This is a genomic window from Thalassospira lohafexi (genome assembly GCF_002844275.1).
GTDB classification, from domain to species: Bacteria; Pseudomonadota; Alphaproteobacteria; order Rhodospirillales; family Thalassospiraceae; genus Thalassospira; species Thalassospira lohafexi.
In genome coordinates this window covers 14,977-26,058 of sequence record NZ_NXGX01000003.1, presented here as the reverse complement: position 1 = coordinate 26,058, position 11,082 = coordinate 14,977, and the positions used below count along the sequence as shown (strand labels likewise).

Genomic DNA, 11,082 nt, shown 5'->3' with positions numbered 1-11,082 from the left:
GCAGGAGAATTCTTGTGAGCGAAGCTTATAACAAAGGTTTCCCGGTTTCCTGGGAACAGATGCATCGAGACGCACGTGCCTTGGCGTGGCGTCTTTTGGAACAGGGCCCGTATAAAGGTATCATCGCGATTACCCGTGGTGGTCTGGTACCCGCAGCGATTATCGCACGCGAACTTGATATTCGCTTGATTGATACCGTTTGTATTCGCAGTTACTCTGACAAGAGCCGCGGTGATCTGGAATGGCTTAAGGGCATCGAAGGTGACGGTACCGATATGCTGATCATTGATGATCTTGTCGATACCGGCAAAACCGCCAAGGCTGTTCGCGAAAAACTGCCCAAAGCGCATTTCGCAACTGTTTATGCCAAGCCGCTTGGCCGTGAAGTCGTCGACAGCTTTGTGACGGAAGTATCCCAGGATACGTGGATTTACTTCCCGTGGGATATGGAATTGTCGGTTAACGCCCCGATTTCCGAACGCGCCCGCTAATCGGCTTTTGAAAGGTATCCGTATTACCTTGTAGCTGGTTGGCCCAGACAAGGAGAATACAGGATGCGCACAGAATTACGCCCGGTCTTCCATCGTCATGCCCGTCTTGCGGCCCGGTGGGCCGGGCGTTTGTGTTTTGGCGTTCTGGTCTTCGGTATCTCGGGACTTACAGCCACCGGATCATCCGCACAGCAGGTATCGGAACGGGTTGCCCGGATACAGTCACTTTTGTCCGGAGAGGCCGGATATCGATTGTCGGTGTTTGCCGAAGTACGTAACGCGCGCACAATGGCCGTGGCACCGGAACTGGGAGGTGTTTTTGTCGGCACCCGTGGTTCCAACCTGTATTTCGTGCGCGATGCAGATGAAGATGGGATTGGCGAAGAGGTCAATCTGATTGCGGATGATTTCAAACAGGCCAACGGCATTGCCTATCGGCCAGGTACCCTGTTTGTAGCCGATCAGCACCGGATTGTGTCTTATGACCTCAGTGGGTTTGATGGCACAAAACTTAGCCGTCCGCGTCTTTTATTTACCAATCTTCCGGATAAAAGCCATCACGGTTGGCGTTATGCCGCACTGTCACCTGATGGGGATCGTTTGTTTGTCGCAGTAGGCGCGCCGTGTAATATCTGCAAGGTTAGTGGCCTTGAAGGCACAATTATTTCCATTCCGGTGAATGGTGGTGCACCGCAAGTTTATGCAAGCGGCATTCGAAATTCGGTTGGTTTGACGTTCCATCCCGATACAGGTGACCTTTGGTTCACCGATAATGGTGGGGATCGGCTAGGGGACGACATCCCGCGAGAAGAGCTTAATCGTGCTACAGGGCCGGGGGAATTTTTTGGATATCCGTGGTATGCGGGCAGTGACACAAGAAGCCCACAATTTGACGATGAGGCGGTCCCGCACGAGGTTACTTTCCCGGCATTTACCTTTAACGCCCATAATGCGCCACTTGGCTTTGCGTTTGACGATGGAGATGCGCTTGTGGCGCTGCATGGTTCGTGGAACCGGACCATTCCAGATGGGTATAAGGTCGTTCGGGTTGAGTTTCGCAATGGCAAACCAAGCGTTGAGAATCCGTTCTTAAGTGGGTTCTTACGCAGCAACGGTGAAGTTGTCGGCCGTCCGGTGGATGTGAAGCATTATGTGGACGGATCGATCCTGATCTCGGACGATCATACAGGTGCGATCTGGCGAATGATGCCTGAAGGGTGATCGCGGCGCCAAGCCCCGTAAATTAATTGATTGGGCTGGATGCGATGTTCTTGCATCGACCGACAAAGACGGCTATAAAACGCCCCGCTCAAGCGGGTGTAGTTCAATGGTAGAACGGCAGCTTCCCAAGCTGCATACGAGGGTTCGATTCCCTTCACCCGCTCCAAGCTTTCCACCGTCACTTTCTGTATTAGTTTGTCGCGTAGGTCGTATTGCTTTGGCATGTGTTGCCACAGCCATCTGACGTGCCATCGGGACAGCATGCTATCAGACGGTTTCGCAAACGTTTGCGGGCACGTTGAACGCGTGACTTAACCGTGGGCAATCTGATTGCATGACGTGCGGAAAACTCTGTTTGACGGGTTCGTTTCAGGTCAATCTCGGTCAGAATTTTTTGGTCGTCATCGTCCATGCCCGAAATAATATCTGACAGGCATGCGCTTAGATCGGCTTCATCAGGCTGTGTATCGACCGGGATCATTTCAGCGTGTCCATACCATGTTGGATCACTTTGAAGATTGTTGGTTGTGGAGCGTTTGCGACTTTGTCGGCGATAAAAATCAACGATTTTACTGCGCGCGACAGCGTAGACCCAAGCTGACGGATTACTTGCAGTACTAAGCGTTGACTGGGTGCGGATGATCGCTTCTAGGATGTCGGAAACGACATCCTCTACCTCATTGACAGGGACACGGGTTTGGACAAACCGGTGCAGGCCCTTTTGAAGGGCCTGCCAGTCGGCGGAACTATGGTGTGAGGATGCGAATTTCATTGCTCTTTACGCACAACATACTTGATTGGGGTTTGATGCCTTCATTGGTTGTTGGTCACAACAACCGGCCATCGACGAATTTGTATTCTGTGTTCCGTCTTTGGGATCATCATCAAGGATACGATACCATTCCCATGACAGTCCGTCTGGTCCCGTCGTCCAGAACTTGTCTTGTTTGGCGTGGCAACACCCGGTTTGAGTAACCTCACTTGTTGCAAGATCACTGTTGGTGAGACGCGTTGCGGTTTGAGAAAATTCGTCGACAGTTTCGCATTCAACCCCAATGTGGTTGAGGTTCTCTGGTGCGTTGGCGTTTTCAAACAAAACAAGTTTTAGCGGCGGATGAGTAATTTCAAAATTAGCATAGCCGTCACGTTGTTTGTGGACCGAGGTTGCGAACATATCGCTATAAAACGCAATTGCGCGATCAAGGTTTTGAACGTTCAGGGCAAGTTGCAGGCGCATTGTGTGTCTCCTGTGACATCGATGTAATATCTAGGAAGACGCAAGCCCCAGCAAAAGGATGCAGAGGGATTCAAATTTCCGGAAAAATTTGAAAGAATACACTTGAAGACTGTGCACTGGTATTGGCCCGTCAGGACAAGGTGCGGCTTATGGTGCAGGTGCCAGATAGACGAGGTTTTTGTCGCGCGCTTCTTCATCGCTGCAAATCTTGATGCTGTCTTCTTTGGCGGTGCTATCGGCGAAATGGGGATCAAGGGGCCCGATATAATTGTTTGCCCCCTCAGTCCGATAAAGGCAGTGGCCATTTTCACCATCAAGGCGTTTGCCGTCCCGCCAGTCTTTCGGGGCGATCATATCGTCGCCATGGAGGCCGATTTTCGCATTGTCGGCTTCGATCGATAGGCTGTCATAGCGGTGTGAATAGCCCGGTATCGGCAAGGCTTCGCCGTCGGTAATCATGGCTGCAGCCACATCCCGTTCACCAATGCCACATTCAACAAGCGGGAAGTCGCCTTCTTTTTCTGAACGTTCCGGGTCACCGGGCCAGCATTGTACGGTGAAGGGCGCCATGGTGAAATATTTGCGCAATTGCATGGCCGATGACATGCCACAGTCCTGGAAGGTGCCATTATGACGGCACTGTTGGCCGAGTTCAGGAGCATCCATTCCAGCGATGTCGGCAACCTTTCCGTTGATCATGATCGTATCGCCATCAATCACCTGTATGTCCCGGCCTTCAGCCTCTAGTGCCATTTCGCCAGTCTTTGCGATTTTGTCCCCGGCAGCGTTAACCGGTTTATCCTGCAGGTAAACTGCAAGTGCAAATAAAGCGGGTACGGCAATCAAGACAATCAGGTGGGAAAAGCGTTTCAAGCAAACCTCGGTATGTTGGCAATTGGGTCAGACCCCAAGTATCGCAAGGATGGCACATCAGCGAGATCAACAGAACATCTAAAAACAACGGCGAAATAATGACCTTGATGGACTGATGCGATGTCATTCCGTCAGGGCTTATCCAATAACCGGATGCATTTACGGACGTTTGGCGCTACAAGCGGATTTTGGTCCAGCTGTCAGGGAAGCGGCTTTGTTTCGTCTGCAACCTATCTTTTTCGTCGTCGGGGTCATGGTCATTATCATCGGTGTTTCGATGCTGGTGCCGGCGGCCGTGGATTTGTATTACGGAAATCCCGACTGGAGAATTTTTGCCCAAGCCTCGATGACCACCATCGGCTTGGGCGGAATGGCGTGCCTTGCCTGTCGATCCGATATCGGGCCACGCGTGACATCACGCCAGGGCTATGTCCTGACCGTCGTGTCATGGATTGCGGTCAGTCTGACCGGGGCATTGCCGCTGTGGTATTCATCGCTTGATATCAGCTTTTGTGACGCGGTGTTTGAAACGGTTTCCGGTCTGACGACAACCGGATCGACGGTTCTGTCTGGCCTGGATCAAATGCCACCGGGTTTGCTGGTGTGGCGTTCGATCATGCAATGGCTTGGCGGGATCGGGATCATTGTTACCGCATTAGCACTTTTGCCAATGATGCGTGTTGGCGGGATGCAGCTTTTCCAGATGGAAAGTTCGGACCGTTCAGAAAAACTCAGCCCACGCATACGCGACATGTGCATGCAGATTGTGCTGATTTATGTCTCGCTGAGCGTCATCTGCATGTTGCTTTACCGGTTCTTTGGCATGACATGGTTTGATGCCATCAACCACGGCATGACGACCCTTGCGACGGGGGGCTATTCGACGTCGGATATGTCTTTTGCAAAATTCGATTCCAATCTGGCCCTGCATTGGGTCGGGGTTGTGTTCATGTGTGCGGGGGCCCTGCCCTTTACCGCCTATGCGGTTTTGATCCGTAAACGCAAAATTGGCGCGATCATTGGCAATCAGCAGATCAAGCTGTTCGGCCTGATCATCACGGTCTTTACCCTGCTTTTGACGTTCCGACTGGCCCAGATTTCAGATGACAGCATTTTCCGGTCACTGACCATGGCGGCCTTTAACCTTGTGTCGGTGATTACAACGACGGGGTTTGCATCGGGGGATTATCTGTTGTGGGGGCCGGCAGCGGTGATGCTGTTTTTCTTTGCAACTTTTATTGGCGGATGTTCGGGGTCGACAGCGGGCGGCTTCAAGATGTTCCGTCTGTATGTGATTTTCACCGGGCTTCAGGCGCATTTCATGCGGTTGCGCAGCCCGTCAGCAGTCGTGGTCAGTCGTATTGATCGCCACGAGATCACCTCGGACATTTTCAATGCCGTGACGGTGTATGTATGTCTTTTGGCGTTGAGCTATATGGTGGTAACTGTCGCCCTTGGATTGACCGGGCTTGATCTGATTACGTCGATGAGTGCGGCGGCAACAGCCCTTGCCAACGTTGGTCCGGGACTTGGCAATATTATCGGACCGGCAGGTAACTTCCAGTCACTGCCCGATTCGGCTAAATGGATTCTGGATGTTGCGATGATCCTGGGTCGGTTGGAGTTTGAAACCCTGCTGGTGCTTTTGATGCCGTCCTTCTGGCGCGACTAGGTTCTAACCGGCGGTTTTCGCCGTCTGATCTTAAATATGTCGTGGAACAATCCGATCAGCATCACGTTCTATACCAGACATTACCGCAGCATATGTGCGATGCGGCAAGGTAGATTTGCCTTCGCTTGATAAATCCCTATAATGCGCGGCCCGCGATGGATCGCGGTGGTCGAATATGACAGCAATTTTTATACGAGGTTAGACAATTATTATGAGTGCCGAAAATCTCCATGTCGGTGTAATCGGCGCAACCGGTGCGGTTGGCGTCGAGCTGATCAACGTTATGTTTGATCGTAACTTCCCTGTAGGTGAACTCACCCTGTTCGCGTCCGAGCGTTCCGCAGGCAAGACCGTGGAGACTAAGTTCGGGACTAAGACCGTCGCGCTGTTTTCTGTCGAAGAAGCCAAACAGTGTGACATTGTCTTCCTTGCTGTTTCGGGTGATTTTGCCAAGGAATATGGGCCGAAAATTGCCGAAGGTGCGTTGGTGATTGATAACTCCTCGGCATTCCGTTTGAATGACGATGTTCCGCTGATCGTGCCGGAAATCAATGGTCATCTGGCCAAGACGGCAAAGCTGATTGCGAACCCAAATTGCACCACGGCGATTGCCGCGGTGGCACTTTGGCCGCTGCATCAGGCGTTTGGCTTGAAGAAAGTCATCGTTTCAACCTATCAGGCCGCTTCGGGTTCCGGGCAGCCGGGTATGAACGAGCTGCGTGAAGGGCTTGCTGCCGGTTTGGCAGGTAAGCCAATTCCGGCAGAGGTTTTCTCCTCGCCGCTGGCTTTCAACGTCATTCCGCACATTGATACCTTCCAGGAAAATGGCTACACGCGCGAAGAAATGAAGGTAACCTGGGAAACCCGGAAAATCTTTGGTACGCCTGATCTACCGATTTCATGCACGGCAGTGCGTATCCCGACCGAGCGTACCCATTCCGAGTCTATCGTGATTGAAACCGAAAAGGTTGTCACCCCGGATGCGGCGCGTGAAGTTTTGGCGAAAGCCAAGGGTGTGAAGCTTGTTGATGATCCGGCCAACAACAAATACCCGATGCCGTTGACCGCGACAGAACAGTATGACGTCGAGGTGGGTCGTATCCGTACGAACCTGATCTTTGGTGATCATGGTCTGGAACTGTTTGTAGCCGGTGATCAGCTGCTTAAAGGTGCGGCTTTGAATGCTGTCCAGATCGCAGAAGCATCGATCGCGGACTAAGCCAACAGGTTTGGACGAGAATGCAAAACGGCCCCGATATTTCGGGGCCGTTTTTTCGATTTAGATCGTCTGGTGGATCAGTCAAATCATGCCAGCGAAATATGATCCGGCCCGGTCGCCTTGGCCGTGTAAAGCGCATTGTCGACCCGCATCATCAAGGTATCGATGTCTTCGCCGTCGCGATATTCGGTGACACCGGCGCTGATGGTCATGGTGATTTCTTCACGACCGAACCGTATGGGTGAATTGCGGACGTGATCGGCCAGATCGCGTGCCTTAGTCAGCGCGTCCTGTCGATCCATCTCCGGGAACAAAATAACAAACTCGTCACCACCCCAGCGACAAACAATATCAGACTCCCGCACGGCGGTTCGGATGTTGGTCAGGACCTCACGCAGGACCGCATCCCCGCCCGGATGGCCATAAGCATCATTGATCCCCTTGAAGTCATCAAGATCGAAAGTCATCACCGACAGCGGTTTTGTCTGGCGTTTGCAGTTTTTCCGGGTGGTGTCAAAAAGCATGTCAAACACTTGCCGGTTATAGCTGCCTGTAAGTTTGTCGCGTGATGCCAGTTCTTCGAGGCGGTTCTGATAATTTCGAATTGTCAGATAGGCGGCGAGCCCGACGATAACTGTAATCAGAAGTGAAATGGCAATATTGATCAGCAGCGTGTTCTGGATACGCTCATTCGCGACAAAATCGTTTTGTTCAACGATCAGAAGCCAGCCAAATTCAGGCACCAGGCGGCTGTTGACGAAGTAAGTTGCGCCGTCTTCCTCATATGAAATCGACGACCCGGGTGCGGTCAAGATTTGGGTCGCGTGATAGCGCATGCCGCGACGTTCATGGAGCGAATTCGCAGTTCCGAAACCACTTCCGTTAAGGGTCACTTTGCCTTCGCGGTCTACGAAATAAATCGTGCGACCATATCGCTTTTGATAGGTTTCAATCAGGTTTGTGACCGCTGTTAGCGACAATCCGACGCCTGTGACGCCAATGACATTCCCATCGTAATCACGCACCTGATAATTGACAAAAATGGTCAGGCGGGACCGGTCGACGGTATCGCTGTCGATATTGACTTCATAGGGTTTGATGTCGTCGCGCGCCTGAAAATACCAAACGTCGGCTGGGTCTTCTTCGCTGATTTTTTTGATGACCCCGCTCGGATGGTAATAATTGCGGGTTTTTTCGGAGATGAAATATGACGTAATCGTATCGTATCGGTTTTGGATTTCGCCCAGATACTTGATGATCTTGTCGTTATCCTGTTCACCAGCCAACGCCCAGTCGCGGACAAATGTGTCATGCGCCATTAGCGATGAAATGAAAATCGGCTGCAGAAGATCGCGCTGTATTTCGGAATAAATGTTGTCGCTGGTAAGGGGCAATGTGGTTTCGGAAATCTGTTCTTCAACAGATTCGCGCGCAACATGGAAACTGACAAAACTTGTCGTCAGAAAACCGGTCGCCAGCAGGAGACACAGGACAATTGCGAAGTATAATTTCTTTCCCAAAATGGAAAGCCCCCAAAGAAAGCAATGGCTTGTGCCGCCGTTAATTTGTTTTCTGCGGCAAATTTGACGTTTGTAATGTAGGGCAAATCAAACACGATTGCATCGTCCGAATTGGTTCGGCTTCTCGATTGTCGTTCGGGTGGAACATGTGGATGCGAAAAACTACCCAGTCAGTCAATTGGGTTCAGATCCTCGTGATTTTAAATGATATGCGGTTAATTGCGATCAGTATCGGAAAGTAATGGCTTTGCTGTCATGCTGTGGTCAATAGTCTTCGTCAGCTGGATGCCTGATCGGGCAATCGTCAGTACAATGGTGATCATACGTGAAGCCAACCCAGAAACGGCTGTTTTCCACGCATGATTGCGCTTTTAGATCCAAATAAGATGACTGAAAAGGTCTGGACTTTCTTCCCGCATGTGCCAAGAATTCCGCAGCATATGACGAAGAGGGTACATCACAGCCGCAATTTCGGGTATGCAGTGCTCTGGCAAGATACAACAGCAAAGACATCAGGCCGTCCTGCCCACGAGGTAGAACAGCGCGGCAAACATGCCAAGAGGCGTTTCATTGATCGATTTCCGTCCCATTCTTTTCATCATTGGCATTCTGCTTTGTACGCTGGCAGTGGGCATGTTCGTTCCTGCACTGGTTGACCTTTATTATGGTCAGTCGGATTGGCTCGTGTTTTCGGCGGCATCCTTTGTGTCGCTGTTCGTGGGCGGGGCGCTGATCATGATGAACCGGATGGAGAACCTTAAAATCAACTCGCGTCAGGCTTTTATCCTGACGACGTTAAGTTGGCTGGTTCTCACGGCGGCATCGGCCCTGCCATTTGCTTTTTCTGATCTTGATATGTCCTACACCGATGCATTTTTTGAAGCGATGTCAGGCATTTCAACCACGGGATCGACGGTGATTGTCGGTCTTGATACTGCCCCGCAGGGGATTTTGTTGTGGCGTGCGCTTTTGCAGTGGCTTGGCGGGATCGGGATCATTGTGATGGCCATTGCTGTGATGCCGATGCTGCGTGTTGGTGGTATGCAGCTTTTCCGCATGGAAAACTCGGACAAGTCCGACAAGGCCTTTCCGCGTGCAACCCAGATTGCCATGGGCATTGCGGTTCTATATCTCAGTTTTACCGCGCTTTGGGCCATCATGCTTTGGTGGGCAGGGATGTCGCAATTTGATGCGATTGCCCATGCGATGACGACCATTGCCACCGGCGGCTTTTCGACCAAGGATGCATCGGTTGGGCATTTTGATAGTGCGGCGATTGATGTCATCATCACCCTTGGCATGGCGACGGGGGCGTTGCCGTTCATTTTGTATCTTCAGATGTTGCGCGGACGCGGAAGAGCACTTTTTCGCGATAGTCAGGTGCGCTGGTTCATCACCATCGCGTCCTCGATTATTCTTGGTCTTGCCTTTTGGCATTCAGAAACGAATGCCGTGCCATTCCTGACCGCATTGCGCTATACGTCGTTCAATATTGTGTCCGTCATGACCGGAACGGGCTATGCCACGACCGATTACGGTCTTTGGGGCCCGTTTGCCGTCACGGTATTTTTCTTTGTGATGTTTATCGGTGGCTGTGCCGGATCGACCACATGCGGGGTTAAGATTTTCCGCCTGCAGGTTTTGTATGAAATCGCAAAAATTCAGCTGTCGCACATGCTGCGTCCGCACGGCGTTTTCATTGCTTATTATAACCGTAAACCGCTGTCCGAAGACGTTACTGAATCTGTTTTGAGCTTCTTCTTTCTGTTTGTCTTCTGCTTTATCGTGCTGGCAGCGGGCCTTGGTGCAATGGGGCTTGATTTCATCACGGCTGTTTCCAGTGCAGGGACTGCGATTGCCAATGTGGGGCCGGGACTGGGGCCGATTGTTGGTCCGTCGGGGAATTTTGCGACACTGCCCGATGGTGCGAAATGGTTGATGTCGATCGGGATGCTGATCGGGCGATTGGAAGTCTTTACCGTTCTCGTGCTGTTGTTCCCGGCTTTCTGGCGGGATTAGGACCGCTTCAGCTTAAAACATCATGTCTTTATTAATCCAAAGCCTCGTCAGATAGTTTACCTGACGAGGCTTTCATTATGCGGAATTGACAAAGTAGGGCATTTGACCTAATTTTGCGTTTAGGGCGATTGTCCTAGGCGGGTAATGCTGGTGACTGTGAGTTAAGGGCATCAGGCATTCATTGCAGGTATGAGTTGGTTAGGAATTTTCGAATGGCTATCGCGACCCGGGACCGGATCATCAAAACAGCGGATATTCTGTTTTATCAACAGGGGTTTGAGGCGACTTCGTTTGCCGATATTGCATTGGCTGTCGGTATCTCGCGGGGAAATTTTTACCATCATTTCAAAACCAAGGACGACATCCTTGATGGTGTTATCAACCATCGTTTGGCCAATACCGAACAGATGCTTGATCGTTGGGAGATTGAGGGTGATGACCCGGCGGACCGCATCCGTAGTTTTATCCACATCCTGATCGTCAACGGTGAGAAAATCCGAAAATTCGGATGTCCGGTTGGAACGCTATCATCAGAGCTGGCGAAACTGAACCATGCGGCACAAAGCGATGCCGCATCGCTCTTTACCCTGTTTCGAAGCTGGCTCAGTCGGCAATTCGAGCGGCTGGGATTTGCTGGAAGGTCAGATTTTCTTGCCATGCACATTCTTGGTCGCAGTCAGGGTGTAGCAGCCCTCGCCAATGCCTTTAACGATGATGTTTTCTTGCGCAGCGAAGTAGAGCTGATGTGTCTCTGGCTTGATGAACAGATAGCGTCGGTTCGAAAGTACTGACCTAACTGTACACCACACCCTCATTCTGTTGATATTAAT

General features: G+C 51.4%; 10 protein-coding genes and 1 tRNA gene. 7 read left to right on the top strand and 4 right to left on the bottom strand.

Annotated features, from left to right (window positions below; genetic code table 11):
- Nucleotides 1-14: 14 nt before the first annotated feature.
- The 3 genes from gpt (at nt 15) to COO92_RS07050 (ending at nt 1,878) form a co-directional block, all read left to right on the top strand.
- Entirely contained in the window at nt 15-491 is a 477-nt protein-coding gene (gpt, locus tag COO92_RS07060) for a xanthine phosphoribosyltransferase (protein ID WP_165792297.1), read from the top strand.
- Between the two features lie 63 nt (nt 492-554).
- Nucleotides 555-1,712 (top strand): PQQ-dependent sugar dehydrogenase, encoded by a 1,158-nt coding sequence (locus tag COO92_RS07055; protein ID WP_101301004.1) that lies wholly within the window; start codon nt 555-557, stop codon nt 1,710-1,712.
- 92 nt (nt 1,713-1,804) lie between these two features.
- Nucleotides 1,805-1,878, top strand: a tRNA-Gly gene (locus COO92_RS07050).
- Between the two features lie 24 nt (nt 1,879-1,902).
- On the opposite strand, the gene COO92_RS07045 is transcribed toward COO92_RS07050, so the two are convergent.
- From COO92_RS07045 to COO92_RS07035, 3 genes are all read right to left on the bottom strand, one after another.
- Nucleotides 1,903-2,484, bottom strand: coding sequence for a sigma-70 family RNA polymerase sigma factor (locus COO92_RS07045; RefSeq protein WP_101301003.1), 582 nt, complete (start codon nt 2,482-2,484; stop codon nt 1,903-1,905).
- Nucleotides 2,485-2,490: 6 nt separating this feature from the next.
- Nucleotides 2,491-2,949: an ArsI/CadI family heavy metal resistance metalloenzyme gene (locus tag COO92_RS07040; RefSeq protein ID WP_101301002.1), complete on the bottom strand. Its 459-nt coding sequence runs from the start codon at nt 2,947-2,949 to the stop codon at nt 2,491-2,493.
- A gap of 147 nt (nt 2,950-3,096) precedes the next feature.
- Nucleotides 3,097-3,822 carry a thermonuclease family protein gene (locus COO92_RS07035; protein WP_101301000.1) on the bottom strand — a complete coding sequence of 242 codons (726 nt, stop codon included), beginning with the start codon at nt 3,820-3,822 and terminating at the stop codon, nt 3,097-3,099.
- A 214-nt stretch (nt 3,823-4,036) separates the two neighbouring features.
- On the opposite strand from COO92_RS07035, the gene COO92_RS07030 reads away from it, so the two are divergent.
- Nucleotides 4,037-5,494 carry a TrkH family potassium uptake protein gene (locus tag COO92_RS07030; RefSeq protein ID WP_240626353.1) on the top strand — a complete coding sequence of 486 codons (1,458 nt, stop codon included), beginning with the start codon at nt 4,037-4,039 and terminating at the stop codon, nt 5,492-5,494.
- A 211-nt stretch (nt 5,495-5,705) separates the two neighbouring features.
- Nucleotides 5,706-6,713, top strand: coding sequence for an aspartate-semialdehyde dehydrogenase (locus COO92_RS07025; RefSeq protein ID WP_022733839.1), 1,008 nt, complete (start codon nt 5,706-5,708; stop codon nt 6,711-6,713).
- 86 nt (nt 6,714-6,799) lie between these two features.
- Here the strand turns inward: COO92_RS07025 and COO92_RS07020 are convergent, their stop codons facing one another.
- The gene (locus tag COO92_RS07020) at nt 6,800-8,233 is read right to left on the bottom strand and encodes a sensor domain-containing diguanylate cyclase (RefSeq protein ID WP_240626352.1); all 1,434 of its coding nucleotides are present in this window, start codon (nt 8,231-8,233) and stop codon (nt 6,800-6,802) included.
- 570 nt (nt 8,234-8,803) lie between these two features.
- Between COO92_RS07020 and COO92_RS07015 the strand changes: the two genes are divergently transcribed.
- Together COO92_RS07015 and COO92_RS07010 are read left to right on the top strand one after the other, a co-directional pair.
- Nucleotides 8,804-10,252 carry a TrkH family potassium uptake protein gene (locus COO92_RS07015; protein ID WP_022733836.1) on the top strand — a complete coding sequence of 483 codons (1,449 nt, stop codon included), beginning with the start codon at nt 8,804-8,806 and terminating at the stop codon, nt 10,250-10,252.
- A 212-nt stretch (nt 10,253-10,464) separates the two neighbouring features.
- Nucleotides 10,465-11,043 carry a TetR/AcrR family transcriptional regulator gene (locus COO92_RS07010; RefSeq protein ID WP_101300997.1) on the top strand — a complete coding sequence of 193 codons (579 nt, stop codon included), beginning with the start codon at nt 10,465-10,467 and terminating at the stop codon, nt 11,041-11,043.
- Nucleotides 11,044-11,082: the final 39 nt, after the last annotated feature.

Coding starts and splice junctions, on each gene's coding strand:
- COO92_RS07055 (WP_101301004.1), top strand. CDS start 555: ATGCGCACAGAATTACGCCCGGTCTTCCATCGTCATGCCCGTCTTGCG.
- COO92_RS07045 (WP_101301003.1), bottom strand. CDS start 2,484: ATGAAATTCGCATCCTCACACCATAGTTCCGCCGACTGGCAGGCCCTT.
- COO92_RS07040 (WP_101301002.1), bottom strand. CDS start 2,949: ATGCGCCTGCAACTTGCCCTGAACGTTCAAAACCTTGATCGCGCAATT.
- COO92_RS07025 (WP_022733839.1), top strand. CDS start 5,706: ATGAGTGCCGAAAATCTCCATGTCGGTGTAATCGGCGCAACCGGTGCG.
- COO92_RS07010 (WP_101300997.1), top strand. CDS start 10,465: ATGGCTATCGCGACCCGGGACCGGATCATCAAAACAGCGGATATTCTG.